This window comes from Mycoplasma phocimorsus (assembly GCF_030077875.1).
In the GTDB taxonomy this organism is placed as follows: domain Bacteria; phylum Bacillota_I; class Bacilli_A; order Mycoplasmatales; family Metamycoplasmataceae; genus Mycoplasma_H; species Mycoplasma_H phocimorsus.
The window spans coordinates 52,638-69,269 of sequence record NZ_JASEJT010000005.1; the positions used below are offsets into that span (position 1 = coordinate 52,638).

Sequence of the window (16,632 nt, forward strand, 5' to 3'; positions counted from 1 at the left end):
TATCTTATTTTTTAAAAAAACGCAAAATATATTAAAATTATAAATAATATTTTTTAGGAGCATTATGAAAAGACTTATTAAAGAAGTATTTAAATCATTATCAAAAAACAAGGTTGTAACAATTGGAATTTCTATTTTAGTATTCCTTACTTCTTTTATTTTCACATTACTTTTTAATCTTAGAAGTTCATTTAATTCTCAAGAAAAAGATATTAAAAATATTTCAAGACTACATGATATTACGCTTGATTTAAACCTTCAAAATACAGATTCTATTAAAAGCGGAGGATATTTTGTTAATAATCAGACAAAAGATATTCCCAATATTTTTATTAACAAACAAAAGTTATCAAATAAAAAAATTATTTTAGATTTAAGTAAAACTAAATCTGATTTTATTTTAATTTCTTCGCTTGGTATTAATAATTATGATAATTTATATATAGATAAACATGATTTTAAATTAATTTATGATTCATTTCAGTTGTCGAATAATTTAAAAAAGGATCAAATTTATAATTTTGATTTAGATAAAAGAATTTTTAGCGTAAGTAGCAAAGAACTTTTTGAAAAATTAAAAGCTCGCAATTCTTTACCTAAACTTAAAATTTTTCAAAAAAATGCTAATGGAAAGTTTGTACAAGTTGAAAAAATTTTAACTATTAATTATGATCAAAATATTAAATTAGTTGAAGAAGAAGCCAATAACTTTAAATACAATAAAGCTCAAGTAAATGAGCTTTTTGATGTTAAATGAGAAAATGATCGCGCTCTTTTTTATAACATTTCAAATGCATATCTAAATATTAAAACAAAAGAAATTTCTTTTAATTATTTAGATATTGCTAATAATTGAATTAATAATGGTGAAGCAATTATTATTGATGAAGACACATCAGCAAAATTGTTTGGGCTTAAAAAATCTGATACTTATAAGCATTATTATGAATTAGATAATTCTATTAATCATCCAATTTTTAAAATTGCTAATTTTACTAAAGAAAATATTAAAAATTTTAATTCTAAGCTCGATAATGAAGTTATTTCATTTTCTTGATTTAAAAATAATTATAAAGATAAAATTGTATCTGAATTTCCATCTTCAAATTTTGATGATGTAAAAAAAATCTTTACTTTAAACTTTAAAGAAAAAACAGATAGTTTATTTCAACCTAATTCTAATTATATAATTCCCCATAATTTAATTTTTAATGAATTAGAAATTGATAAATTCTATCAAAGAAATTATCGTATTACATTTGATGAATATCCTGAAAATTGAGAAGGCTCACTTTGCAAATTTATTGAATCGCTCCGCAGTGGAAATGAAGAGCTAACTAAGAAATTTGGAACATATCAAGATCTTCAAAAATTAATATATTGAACTAAAGAAAAATTTATTATTAGATGAAATTCTTTAGATGTTCTAAATGAAGAAGATATTATTTCTATTTTACAAAACAAGGTTAGAAATAATGTTGATGTTTTAAAATTTGATTTATCTGTCCAAGAATCTGAACTTAATGAAATAATTTCTAATATTAAAGACTTAAAGGATTCAAAAACATCAATTAGACAAGAAGTTATTAATTTCGAAAAATCACAAAATAATAAGACAAACGAGCAAATTCTAAATAAAATTAGTGATGCGCAAATTCTTAATAAAGCAATCAATAATATTACAGAAGGAGCTAAATATTATAAAATTAAGCAAATTATTAATCATATTACTAATCTTGATATAGAAGGTAAAAAAATAGGTTTAGATAATATTGGATATCGTAAAACACTTTCAATTGATTCATTTGATGAAGAAAATAACAATAAAAATGTTTTTCATTTTGTTGATATAGGCGATGAAAATGAAAAAGTTGATGGTTTTAAACTTAATGTTGGAAAACTTTATAATGAAGCCAAAAACCAAACTTCAATTAGACATTTAAAAGTTGATTCTGATTCAATTAATGATAGCGAATACTTACCAACTTTTATTTCGGCTAAATTAGTTCCACTTATCTTCTCTAATTTTCTTTCAGATCCTAAATATTTCAATGCCGATTTAGAATACAAAAAAGTAAAAATTAAAGATGAGCTAACAAATAATATTCATGATGAATTGAGAAAAATTATTGTTTTACGTACTTTATCAAATAAATATGATAAAACTCAAGAAACTAATATTTTAGGGATAACAAAATATAAAAGTAAGTATGTAATTCTTTATAAAAAAGACAATAATTCGCCATGAAGCGAACTGCCTGAAACTTTTATTAAAGATGAAAGACTAAATTTATTCAAAAATCGTTTATCTGAATCTGATTTATTTTACTTTTTTGTTAATTTAGATTCGTTTACAATAAATAGTGTCAATATTATTCATAATAAAAAATGACTTAAAACTGATGAACAGTTTAAAAATATCAACTTTCTTCCTTTAATTTATCGTGTTCCTTTAAATGAAGTTGTTGATGAAGCTTATACTTCAGGAACTTCAAATAATTTAATTTATAATTTAGAACAATCAATTTTAAAACTAGATATTGTAAAAAATGGTTATGTCACATTAGAATTTTTATCTAGATTTTTTAGTGAATTAAGAGTTGCATTTAATAAACACAATTTTGCTAAAGTTTTTGTTACCGCTGGTATTAACCCATCAAAATTTTTACCAATGGCAGTTGAATTAGGTTATCAGTTAACTTCAAAATATCCAGGTATATTTAATAATTTTATTATTAATGCCTTTACAGCATTAGCTAAAAATGTTCAAAATGTTAATGACTTTAATCGTGAGGCTCAAGAATTAGCAAATTTTATTTCAACATTTACTGGTGAAACATTTTTAGTAAATATTAATTATAATGTGCTATATTCTTCAATTAAAGATGTTGATCGTTTTTTAATAGAGTTTTCAAATATAGTGAACTCTATTGATTTTAGAACATATTTTAAAGAAATGAAAGAATTTTTTACTGAAAATCCAACTAATGAAAATCACTATAAATTTAAAGATGAAAATGGATTTGTTAGAGAATATACTCAAATCGACTTATTAAAACCGCTTATTAATTCAATTAATATTACAAGTTTAATTTCTGCAATTGGAAATTTTATTGATTACATTAATTTCGATTATATTGCAAGACAAAAATTTACATTATTTAATAGTAGTATTAATAATAATTTAATTGAAATTTTAATGAAATCATTAATTAGAAATGCAAAAAATTTTAAATTAGGTTTTAAAGAATTATTTAATTTATTTAATTGAACAAGTATTAAAGCGGTTTTAAATAAACATCTTTCAAAACTTGAACGTAAAGATTTAATTTCGCTTATAGCTTCAGGCTCAAAAGTTCAACACAATAAAGTTATTATTCCTAGTTATAATACAAGAGAATTTTTATCTGATATTTTCAAATCACTATTTGAAAATAATAGTGATGATAAAAATTTTAAAGAATTAATTGTAAGATTATTTAACTTTTCAGATAAAACATTAAGATTGACTGATAGTTTATTTTTGCCTTCATCAGAAGCTGATAAATTATCACTTACTGATTTAGCTCTTTTATTAGGGAAAGCAAATGAAACAGGATTTACATTGTTTGATTTTGAAAAATCAATTAGTGATAAATTAGAACTTTATATTCGCGATAAATTTGATACTAATAAACTTTCAGAAGATGAGAAAAAAATAATTCATTACTATTTAAATATCAATCCAAATATTACTCCTTCAATTGAAAGAAGTGTATTAAATAATTTTATTAATAATATTAATTCATTAAAAATATTATTAAATTCATATTATTTATTAAAAAATCTTTCGCTTCGTATTCAACAAAAAGAAGATTATCCAGCACTAGCTAAATTAATTAATAGAATTATTGAATATGTTTCGCCAGATTTTAAAAATGAAATTGATGAATATAAATCTCAAGCAGCAGTTTATAAATTTATTACAAACTTAATTGTAAAAATTAATAATCCAGCAGTTGCCTATAAAATAGCTAGACTAATAATTAATATTATTTTTAGTAATGAATTTACACAATTAAGGGAAAAATTAGCTTCAAAAGTTATTGATGGTAATAATCCCAATCTTCCCGAAAATACTTTTGGTGGAATTTCTACTTGAAACGGATTAGTTAATTATCAGCAGATAGCTATTACTTTTAGGAATTTTATAAAAGCAAATTTTGAAAAAAATTTATTACTTAAAGAGAACATTATTGATAATAATTTATTTGATCAATTATTAATACCATTAGTAAACTATTGAGCAATATTAGTTATTGATAAACAATTAACAGCTAAAAGTGAAAATACTTATATACAAAATCAATTAAATGCTATTAATTTATTAGAAAATAGTAGTTTTGAAATTGTTGAATTATTAAATAAATTTTTCATTAAAAACTCAACTTTTGATTCATTTTTAAATATTTTTAATATTCCTTCAATTATTACCAATAAATATTTAAGAAAATTAAGTATTGGAACAATTATTTGGTTTATTTCTAATACAAATTATTTCCCAAATAATAACAATGTAGAAGGCAATTTAGCATATATTGTTAAAAATAAAATAACAAATTTAAATAAAATTGTAAATAATAAAATTGAATTTAATTATTTACTTGATGTTTTAATACAAGCGATTCCCACATATGAGTCGCAGTTAGTATCTAAAGATGAAGAAGTTCCCTTTTCATTAGATAATGGTTTATTTAATTATTTAAAAAATAGTTTTGAAGGAAATTCTATTTTTGGAATTGATTTTCAGGAATTAATTAATAAGTCAATTGATTCTGTAACATTTGAACAAGCACAAAATACTTTAATTTCTTTTAATGGTATTAAAAGTTATTTAGCTAAAGTCAATTACGCTTACTTAATCAATAATAATAAGGCAATTTACACAGGTAAAATTCCTTCTAATCAACTTGATATGAACTATTTAATTGAAAATTTAAATTCTAAATTTTTAATTAATATTAATGGTACTAAATTTATTATTGTTGGCGAAGATACTACTATTGATTATTTATATCCAGTTATTGATGAAAATAATATTTCTGTTAACACATCAAATCAAGCTATCGTATATGTAAATAGTGAAGGCTTTGACAGAATAACTAATGCTTATAGAGGGAATGTTATTAAAAAATATTTATTAATCAAAAATGAAACAGGCATTAAAAATGAAGTTGTCAAAGAAAAAATTACAACTGAACTAGAAAAAATAATTGGTTATAAATCACCAATTAATAGAGTATTTTTAAATAATGAAATTGATCAAATTAATCCTGAAAGAGTAATCAGAATTTCTACACCAATTAAATTTCTTGAAACAATGAATTGAGCAATTGTTATTATTATTTCATTTATAATTTTAATGATTTCTGTTGCTATTACTTTTGTTGTTAGAAGATATATCGGCAACAAACAAAAAGTATTAGGAATTTTAATTGCTCAAGGCTACTCACCAATAGAAATTGCTAAATCTATGATTATTTTTGCAGCAATAACAACAATTGGTAGTGGTTTATTAGGTTATATTATTGGGCAGCAAGTACAAATTGCCACTATGGAGGTATTTAATAATTATTGAACACTTCCCAAACAAGCAATTAACTTTAATATTTTTTCTATGATATTTGCTATTTTGGTACCATTCATTGGTGTTTCGCTTCTAATTATTCTTATTACTACATTAACTCTTAAAGCTAATCCTCTTGAACTTATTACTGGTAAAAATAATAATTCTTGAACATTAATTCAAACAAAAATTGCAAAAGCAAAAAAACTAAGTGTTAAATCTAAATTTATTTCAAGTTTAACGCTTAATTCATTACCTAAGATGGCTGCCTTCTCTTCTTCAATTATAATAACATCAATAGTAGCTGTATTTGGATTTATTTCTTATGGTGAATTTGATAATATTACAAATAAAACTTATGAAGGAAGAAAGTTTAATTTTAAACTTGACTTAGAAACTCCTACACATCAAGGCGGAAGTTATACAGATTATGATGGTACAGCGCTCGAAAATCAATTGTATGTACCTTATGGTGGTGGTGGAGAAACAAAACTCGAAACATTTGATTACTTTAGTCCTGGTTATTCTAGTGTAATTAATGCTGCCGAAAACATAAATGGTGCTATTAGTAAAAATGATCGCACTTCACCACATATAATTACACAATTTAGTGCAGATATTAAGGTAGCTGGTTTAAATATTACGCCTTGACAATTTGCATATAATGCAATGCCTGATACTCAGAAATTTAAAGTAGATAGTATTAGAGATAAAGTTGGTTATGCACTTCAAAATGCTCAAGAAGGAATTAAACTTCAATATCTACTTTTTGATAAAGTTCTTAAGGAATTAAATTTAAAAGAAAAAGATTTACAAATTGAAGAAAACAGAATAAACTTTATTGAAAAAACTAAAACAATTGTTAAGCATCGTTTAACAGTCGAAAACTTACTTGAAACTAGAGAAATTAACAGAATTGTTAACAATCTTTTTAAAGATGTAATGACATTTTGACAAATTTCAAAATTTGGTGTTTATGCAGTAGATAAAAATAATAAAAAAACAGATTTTTTTATCTACATTAACAATGAAAATGAAAAAGCTTTTAAATTTGCTAAATATTCACCAGAACGTGATGATTATGAATATATGAATATTGAATCAACATCTTCAACGACAATAATTAGAAATAAATATCGTAACTTTCTTGTAAAAGCTTATAGAAATATTGCTAATGCTAATTATTCTGAAAATAAATATTCAATTAATAATATATTTAAAATCCAAGAAAAAATAAAAGACTACTATATTTCATTTGGTGGTATTTACTTTGATAAAAACTATGATGAAAAATATACATATGTAGATACAACTTACTCGGTAGATAATTCAATAAATAAATTAAGATTATACGGTTATAAAAATGATTCAAAATTATTTGAATTAGATGAAACTCTTAAAGCAGAATTAAATCAATATCAAGGAAATAATTATCCTATTTTAGTTAATACTGTCACACAAAGAAAATTTAACTTTCAAATTGGAGATACTATTCAAGTTGTTGTAAATAATAATATTAATCGTTTTACAAAGTTATTAAATTCACAAGAAAATACTGAGCAGAAAATAACGCTTGAAATTGTTGGAATTAATAATACATATATTAAAGATGAATTAATTATTCTTAAAAAAGATGCTGATAAAATTATTGGCTTTGATCAATTTAAACCAGAACAACGTTTTAATGGTGTTATATCTGCTAATAAGATTCCAGAACAATTAATTGGCACCAGTTCATTATATTCAAATTCAGGTTACTGACCAGCTCTTGATTCATTTACTATTAAAGATAATCCAGAAAAAATATTTGCGAATATTTTCGGTATTAAAGATAAAAAAGGTAATTGAGTTGGTAATAATGTATTTAAAAAATATGGTTTTAGCTTAGCTCAAGTAGAAAAGTTTTTGAATAAAGATTTAAATGAAGCACTTAAAAATTCTGGTGTAGCTATTAAAGCATTTACTAAAGTTTTTGAAGAAAAACTTTATTTTCCGTCAGCATCATCAATTGATGCCAAAAATATTGAATTAGGATTTATTACTTCAATTCAAAGCACAATAGAAAAATTAATTATTTCTTCATTATTAATTTCATTATTACTTTCAATTATTATTTTAGTTATTATTAGTAGTATTATTATTAATGAAAATCAAAGAAATATTGCACTTCTTTCAATTCTTGGTTACAATAAACGCGAAAGAATAAGAATGATTTTTTCAGCATTTGTACCATTTATTGTAATTGCTATTTTAATAAGTGTTCCGATTACAGTAATTTTAGCCAATGCTTTTGTAAATTTAATGCTAAATTTAGGTAATATCTATATTCCATTACTTTTAACATTCTCATCAGTCTTAATAGTTTCAATTTTTATTATTTTGGCTATTGGTATTACGCTATATACTTCTTGAATTACAATTAATAAAGCTAAAGCACTTGATATTATGAAAGGTAAATAATGGTAAAAAAGTTAATTAAAAAAATTTCTTTAAAATTATTTAATAAAAATAATTTTGATGAAGGAACTATTGACAAGTTGATTTTATCAAAAGATAAAATCATTATAAATAAACCTATTGCTAAATATTTAAATTTAGTTAATAAAACAAAAAAACCTTTTTCAAGTATTAATCAATTTAAATTATTTATCAATCGTAAAGATTTAACATTTAATCGTAATATTTATTCTGAAGAAATTAATGTTATTTTCGATGAAATAATTACTAAAATCTTTAATAAAAATATTAATATGATGAATAAAGGCATTAAATGTAATTTAAGCTATCCACTTTCATTAAACAAATCATTTGAAATAGTCACTATTACTAAAGATAAAGATTTTATTATTTTAAATATTAAAATCTTTATTGATGTAGAAGAAAAGAAAAATCCATATATTGAAAAAATCAATGATGAAATAATTATTAAAGGTAATAATGTTTCAAAATTTTATGTAAATGATTCTGAAATTACTAAGGTGCTTGATAATATTTCCTTTGAAATTAAAAAAGGAGAATATGTAGCCATTTATGGTAAATCAGGTTCAGGTAAGTCTACATTATTAAATTTAATTTCTGGATTAGATCGTCCTACTGCTGGAAGCATTATTAATAATGGAGTCAACATTGAAACGCTTTCTGATTCAAAACTAACATGATTTAGAAGAAATAATATTTCATTTATATTTCAGTCATACTATCTTCTTGAAAATTTAAGTGCTTATGATAATGTTTTATCAGGCAGTTATTTACAAAAAGACAAAGAAAAAGTATTAGATATTGATAAATTATTTAGTGAATATGATATTGATAATATTAAATATAAATTTCCAGCAACAATGTCAGGAGGACAACAACAACGAGTTTCAATATTGCGTGCTTTAATTAAAAATTCACCAGTTATAATTGCTGATGAACCAACCGGTGCCCTTGATCCTGAAACTACAAAAATTGTTCTTACTTCTTTAGATAAAATGAATAAAGAATATAATACAACTATTATTATGGTTACACATGATGAACCTATTTCTCGTCTAGCTAATAAAATTATCTATATTGAAGAAGGAAAAATTGCTGAAATTAAGATTAATAATAATCCAGCCACAATTGAACAATTAGGATACTCTAAGTAAGAAAATTGGGATAATATTCCCGATTTTCTTTTATTCAGTTTTTTATTCATTGTATAATTACATAATTAAATTAAAGGAGATTTATGAATAAAGTAAAACATTTTATTGAGTATTTTATTCCTGAAAACTATAAATTATTTTTTGATATAAAACGTATTAAAAAACAATTTTGTGGAAGCGTTGAGATATTTGGTGAAGCTATTAACAATAATATTTTTATTCATCAAAAAAGCTTAGAAATTAAAAGTGTTAAACACCAAGGGAAAGAACTTAATTTTAAAGTAAATAATGATGAACATGAAATAGAAATTGAGTTAAATTTTATTGGTAAAACTTCAATTTATATTGAATTTTGTGGAAAAATTACTGACAATATGGTTGGTATATATCCTTCATATTATCAAATAAAAGGAAATAAAAAAGAAATAATTTCAACTCAATTTCAATCGCATTTTGCAAGAGAAGCATTTCCATGTATTGATGAACCAGCCGCAAAAGCAACATTTGATTTATCATTAACTTTTGATAATCAAACTTCTGAAGATATTGCACTTTCTAATATGCCTGAAATAGAAATTGAACAGCGTCAAAAAACTGGTATTTATAAATTTGCTAAAACACCTAAAATGTCATCATACTTACTAGCATTTGTAATTGGTGAATTACAATCAATTGAAACATTAACTAATAATGGAACTAAAGTAGCAATTTATAGCACTAAAGCACATAATATCAATAATCTAAAAATCGCATTAAAATATGCTAAAGAATCAATAGAATTTTATGAAAGATTTTTTAATATAAAATACCCACTACCACAATCATTTCATGTAGCGTTACCAGACTTTTCGGCCGGAGCTATGGAAAATTGAGGTTTAGTTACTTATCGTGAAGTTTATTTATTGGCAAATGAAAGCGCATCAGTAAGTAGCAAACAAGGTATTGCTCTTGTAGTAGCCCATGAAGTTGCTCACCAATGGTTCGGTAATTTAGTAACTATGAAATGATGAGATGATCTTTGATTAAATGAAAGTTTTGCAAATATGATGGAATATGTATGTGTTGATCATATAGAACCAAAATGAAACATTATTGAAGATTTTCAATCTTCAGGAGTTTTACCAGCATTAAAACGCGATGCTACTGATGGTGTTCAATCAGTTCATGTTGAAGTTAATCATCCTGATGAAATTAATACATTATTCGATTCAGCTATAGTTTATGCTAAAGGTAGCAGATTAATGCATATGTTAATGAGATGATTAGGTAAAGAAAACTTCTCTAAAGGATTACACAATTACTTTTTAAAACACAGTTATTCAAATACTATTGGCGATAACCTTTGAGAACAATTATCTGCAGTATCGAATCGTGATGTTAAATCATTTATGAGTAGTTGATTAAATCAACCAGGCTATCCTCTTGTAACTAGCAAAGTTATTAATAATAAATTAATTATTTCACAAAAACAATTTTTTATTGGAAGTTTTGAAAATAAAAATAGAATTTGACATATTCCACTTAATTCAAATTGAAAAGGAATTCCTGAAATTTTAAATAAAGAAGAAATTATTATTGAGAATTATTCAAAACTTAAAAAAGAAAATAAAGATGTTTTTAGATTAAATACAAATAATACAGCCCACTATATTTGTTTTTATGAAGGTGAATTATTAGATTCAATAATTTCACAATTTAAGCAACTTGATAAAACAAGTAAATTTCAATTATTGCAAGATCATAACTTTTTAGCTCAAAGTGGATTAATTTCATATACTATGATTTTAAAATTTTTTAGTGTTTTGAAAAATGAAGATTCGAGCTTAGTAATAAATATTACAAATAATTTATTAAATTCAATTAAATTATTTGTTGATCATAATTCAAAAGAGGAAAATAAATTAAGAAAATTAAGTTTATTTTTATTTAAAAATAATTTTGAGCGTTTAGGTTTATTTAAAAAAGAAAATGAAACTGTTGATGATGAAATAATTAGATCAATTACCCTTTCAAGAATGCTTTTTGCTAAAGAAAAATCATTAATTGAAACAGCACATGAATTATTTATTAAAAATGAAAATAATTTAGAACAAATTCCTGTATCAGCAAGATATATTATCATAGCTAACGAAGTTGAAAATTTTGGTAGCATGCAATTATTAGATAAATTAATTCATCTTTATAAAAATACATCTTCACCCTCATTTAAACAAGAGCTTAAGTCAGCCATAACATCAACACAAGATCTTGAAAATTGTAAATATATTATTAGTTTTTTTAAAGATAAAGATACTATTAAACCTCAAGATCTTCTTTCTTGATTTATTTCATTTTTAGCAAAACCACTTTCACAAGATTTAGCATGAAATTGACTTGTCGAAAATTGAACTTGAATTCAAGAAAAATTAGGTGGCGATATGAGTTTTGATTCATTTGTAGTTCAGCCAGGATCAATTTTAAAATCACAGAAAAATTAGAACAATTTAAAGATTTTTTTATTCCTAAATTATCTAATTTAGCATTAAATAGAGCAATTAAAATGAGTATTAATCAGATTGAAGCAAAAGTAAAATTAATTAATAAAGAAAAAGAATTAATAAACGAAAAATTAATGAAACTCGATTTATAATTAATTTTTTAATTTATATAATAAAAAACAATTAAAAACTTAAGTAGGTACTATAAATTCCTTACTTAAGTTTTTTAAATTTATAAAATTACGTAATTTTTTTTAATATTACTTTTGCATGATTAAAGCCATTAATTTAATGTGTAATTTTATTTATTATTATGCATTTTCTAATGTTCTTCATCTGTGGCTAGTTTTACCAAGTTTTTTAATTTCCTTTACATTTGAAATATAAACAACAAATGCAGCTAATAAACCAATTAATGCAATACCCAAACAAATTAATAAAATAATTTGGTATCCTAAAATTGACGTGTTTCTACTCCCTTCTTCAGTATAGTGTTTACCTACTACGGCAGTAATTTGGTATAATCATGCATCTGTTGAAAACCCAATAAATGATAAAACACCAATACTTGAAGCGTATGTATTTTTTTCAAGGTGAATTTCGCCAATTTGCGTATATCTTAATGTAACCATTGTTCATGAAAGGATGCCAGTCATAATAAATAAAATAGCACATAAAATAATTACTCAAAGTTTCATCGTTTCATCAGTTGGAGCCGCAAAACCAAGTAGAATTAGTGAACCTACTATGAGAATTCCAATTCCTGTAGCAATAATTAAAAATAAAATATACGATTTAAATTTATCAGCCCATTTACCTACAAATGTTGATACAAGTGCTCTTAGCGCATATGTTCTAATTCCGCCTAATATAGTCACTAATATCATAGGCGCAAGAAATGCATTTTGCATTAATTGTACCAAGTAATATGCAAATACGCTTTGAAATGTATACATACCCATTAAGAAAATTGAAAGACCTCATAATTTTCAATTTTTCATTGATGTAAAAATTTTTATTAATTCTTTTTTGATTTTAGTTCATGATAATTTTTCTATACTTTTTTCTATTGGCTTTTCAGACACAAAAAATAATATTAAAAATGAACTAGTAATTAATAATGTGGCAATTAAAAAAGCATATACAGCAAAAGGTAAAGCCCTTTGCTCCGTATTTACCACAACAGGTGATCATAATGTCGTAATTAAAACGCCAGTTAAAAATATAAATAACACACCTAATAATCCACTAGCAGTTCCTTCGATTCCGTATGCAAGCCCCTGATTTTCTTTAGTAGTTTGTTGTGAAACTAATTTTCAAAGTGGCGTTCAGAATACTAAAGTTGTACTTATTCCTCATAATGCTCAAATTGTAGCATATTGAGCAAATAATGTAGTTTGTGTAATTTTTGAATTATTTGATTCAAGAATAACAACTCCAAATCAAATTGTTAAAAGACCAGTTGAAAATACCGCAGATCATAAAAGCCATTTCGAACTAAATTTATTAGCAAGAAACCCCCCAGGCAATTGTGTAATTAAAGTAACATAACCAATTATTGAGGTCAAAGTTGCTACTTGATCTTCAGATATATTTAAATATAAGTGTAAATTTGGAATTATATTTTTAATATAATATGGAGCTGCAATAACAAATACATCAGCAGCAGCTAAAATAATTAAAGCAATAATCTGCCTTGGCGTCATTCCATGTAATAAAAGCTTTTTCATTTTTTCCTTTATTTAAATTTTTACAAATAATAAGCATTAGTTGTTCAGTTAATTTTACTAGTTGCTGATTATTACGTCGCAATATAATAGTGTCAATAATTTTTTTATATTTGTAGAACAATTTTTAATACAACTATTTATAACTGTCTACATCTTTTTATTTACATGTAAATTTTTAATTACAAAAAAATAAATAATATTTTGTTATTTTTGCATCAAAAAAAAGTCATTTTAAACAAACACATGAAATATATAAAAATAAAATAAAATATCTACCAAAAATTTTTGAAAAAACTTAAAGCATTTATTATTTTGCTTTAAGTTTTTTTTATTTAAATTTTTTCGTAATGTTATTTACAATTTTAATAGTTTTATTAATTTCATTTTGATTAATTATTTTAAATTTCTTATTTTCATATAGTATTTTACCATTAACTATTGTTGTATCAACATCATATCCAGTTGTTGAAAAAATAATTGAATTAACAATATTATTATTTGGCGTATGTGAAATGTTACTAATATCAATAATAATTAAATCAGCCAAATAATCTTTTTTAATTCTACCAAGATTATTATATCCAAGTGCTTTAGCGCCATTAACTGTTGCCATTTCAATAATTTTTCTTGCATCAAGCCCCTTAGGATTATTTTCCTTTAACTTGCTTACAAGTGAAGCAAATTTCATTTCCTGAAACATATCTAGAGTATTATTTGAACTTGGCCCATCATTTCCAATTGAAACATTAATACCTCTTTTTAAATATTCATTTACACCCATTATTCCACTTGCTAATTTTGCGTTAGAAATTGGACAATGTACTAATGAAACATTTTTATTTTCAATTAAATGTAAATCAGCATTACTAATTCAAATTGAATGAGCTAAAATTAAATGTCTTTCTAAATATCCCAAATCATTTAATAATTGCAATTGAGTTTTTTTAAAATCTTTAATACATTTTTTTGAATCATTTTTTGTTTCGTTTAAATGAATATGAATTGGTAATTTAAGCTCTTTAGAAAGATTAAGTGCAAGCTTTAAACCGTTTTTATTATTAGTATAAGTAGCATGTGGAGCAATATTAAAACTAATTAGTTCTGTTTTATTATTTCTAACTAAGTTATAAATTTCTTCAACAACATTTTGGTCAGAATTAGCCGTTCCTCTTCCAATCATTGCTCTAATTTTTAACTCATCAGCCGCTTTTACAATTGATTCTGTAAAAAAATACATATCATTAAAAGCTGTTGTACCATTTTGAATCATTTCAATAATCCCGATTTTGGCGCCATAATAAATATCTTCTTTAGATAATTTATCTTCTACTGGAAAAACATTTTTAAATAATCACTCTTCCAAAGAAATATCATCACTAAAATTACGAAGTAAAGTCATAGCTATATGTGTATGTGAATTAATTAGCCCAGGCATAACAACTTTATTTTTAGCATTAATTATTTTATCCGGTACAAATGGAATTTTTTTACCCACATGAACTATTTTGTTTTTTTCAATATATACATGTGAATTTTTTAACACATCAAAATTTTCATTTACAGTAATAATAGTTGCATTTTTAATTCATATTTTCATTATTTAATTATAAAATAAATAAAAATCAATATATTTAATAAAAAATTGAAAATATATTAGCGTTATTTTCAAAATTTTTTTTAACTTAAAATCAAAAATAAATATAAAAAATAATTTATACTGTAATAAAATTATTTAAAATGATTAATATAATTTAGCTTATATTAAAAAAAGTTTTTATATATTAATATAAATAAAAAAGAGAATAAATATACTTGAAGCTTATATTTTATTTATTTATGCATTAAAATTAAATTAAATAAAATATTAAACAAATATTAATATTATTTGATATTCGTTTTTTTATTATCTAGAAGAAAGTTTAAATATTACTTCATTGGTTTTTTGTTTTTCTTTTAAAAAAAGCGTTCCAATTTTCTTATGTATTTTATAATTATCATTGTCATATACATCGATCATTTTTTTATTATTTTTATCATAAAAATTTCATAAATATATATGTACAGAATAACTGTCATATACTGATTTTTCTGTATTAGTTTCTTTTTCTTTTATTTTTTCATCCTTTTCATAAAATAAAATTAATCTATTATTTTCAAATGATTTTGCTTTATATTTAAATTCAAAAAAAACATTTCCATCTTCAAATTTTATATAATTTTCTAAATTTTCATATTCGGCATAACTTTTTTCTGTGTCATTATTTTTTTCTTCTGAATATTTAAAAACTCTCCACTTTCCACCTGTTTTGTTTGGATCTATAGGTTTAAATTCGAATGTATAAATTGATTTAGCTTTTAAATCTTCTTCAAGTTCTTTAGCAGCATTTATTCTATCATTTTTATCTTTAATACTTTTATACACACTATAGCTTAATCCTGAAATCGTAGCTAAACCAACAACGCCATATAATGCCCCTAAAAAAGCAGTATTACGATTTGAAAATAAATTAAATAATCTGCTTAAAAATGAACTACTAGTTTTTGTAAAATTATTACTAGCCGTGTCAAAAGTTTTTAAAATTCCGTTAACTTTATGTAAAACGTGGTCTTGGGTTTCTTGTAGTTTAAATTCAGATTGAATTACTTCTGGTAAAGTATTTTCTGTTTTAACACTATTTTCAATTAAGTAATTAGTTTTAATATCATTGCTATTTTGTTTTTCAATTTTAGGAAATTTATTATTTTGATAATTAATACTTAATAAAAATGAACTCAATGAAACAAAAGAAATTGTTAAAGTAGTAAAAAACTTAATAAACTTTTTATTTTTCATTGCATTCCCTTTTTATTTATTGAATATTTCTATTAATTATATATAGAAAATATAAATTATTATATTAGTATGTAGTTATTAATTAAATTAAAATAATTATTTATTTTAAAATACAGTTTTATTCTTATTAGTGGAATATTTTATAAATAAATAAAAATATTTATTTATATTATGATAAATTGTTATAAAACAAAACGTTTTATATTAAATTTTTGGTATATCAGTTTACTTTAATAAATATTATTAATGCACACCAAAAAAATTTGAATTAAAAAACACCACAGCAAGCCGCCATGATGCAAAATAATTTTATGTTAAAATTTAATGTTCTAGGTTAAAATTTATAGATGTTATT

At 23.0% G+C, this 16,632-nt stretch carries 6 protein-coding genes; 3 read left to right on the forward strand and 3 right to left on the reverse strand.

Annotation, left to right across the window (positions count from 1 at the left end; genetic code table 4):
• Positions 1–64: 64 nt before the first annotated feature.
• The 3 genes from QMA87_RS00555 (at position 65) to QMA87_RS00565 (ending at position 11,714) form a co-directional block, all read left to right on the forward strand.
• The gene (locus tag QMA87_RS00555; RefSeq protein WP_283833656.1) at positions 65–8,065 is read left to right on the forward strand and encodes an FtsX-like permease family protein; all 8,001 of its coding nucleotides are present in this window, start codon (positions 65–67) and stop codon (positions 8,063–8,065) included.
• Positions 8,065–9,237: an ABC transporter ATP-binding protein gene (locus tag QMA87_RS00560; protein WP_283823484.1), complete on the forward strand. Its 1,173-nt coding sequence runs from the start codon at positions 8,065–8,067 to the stop codon at positions 9,235–9,237. The genes QMA87_RS00555 and QMA87_RS00560 overlap by 1 nt, the downstream gene beginning before the upstream one ends.
• Positions 9,238–9,320: 83 nt before the next feature.
• A complete protein-coding gene (locus tag QMA87_RS00565; RefSeq protein WP_283833657.1) occupies positions 9,321–11,714 on the forward strand; it encodes a M1 family metallopeptidase in 2,394 nt (797 codons plus the stop codon).
• Positions 11,715–12,025: 311 nt separating this feature from the next.
• On the opposite strand, the gene QMA87_RS00570 is transcribed toward QMA87_RS00565, so the two are convergent.
• The 3 genes from QMA87_RS00570 to QMA87_RS00580 all read right to left on the reverse strand — a co-directional run bounded on the left by QMA87_RS00570 (position 12,026) and on the right by QMA87_RS00580 (position 16,277).
• On the reverse strand, positions 12,026–13,444 hold the full coding sequence (locus QMA87_RS00570; protein ID WP_283823486.1) for an MFS transporter: 1,419 nt from the start codon (positions 13,442–13,444) through the stop codon (positions 12,026–12,028).
• 328 nt (positions 13,445–13,772) lie between these two features.
• Positions 13,773–15,041 carry an amidohydrolase gene (locus QMA87_RS00575; RefSeq protein ID WP_283833659.1) on the reverse strand — a complete coding sequence of 423 codons (1,269 nt, stop codon included), beginning with the start codon at positions 15,039–15,041 and terminating at the stop codon, positions 13,773–13,775.
• A gap of 306 nt (positions 15,042–15,347) precedes the next feature.
• Positions 15,348–16,277, reverse strand: coding sequence for a hypothetical protein (locus tag QMA87_RS00580; RefSeq protein ID WP_283827075.1), 930 nt, complete (start codon positions 16,275–16,277; stop codon positions 15,348–15,350).
• Positions 16,278–16,632: the final 355 nt, after the last annotated feature.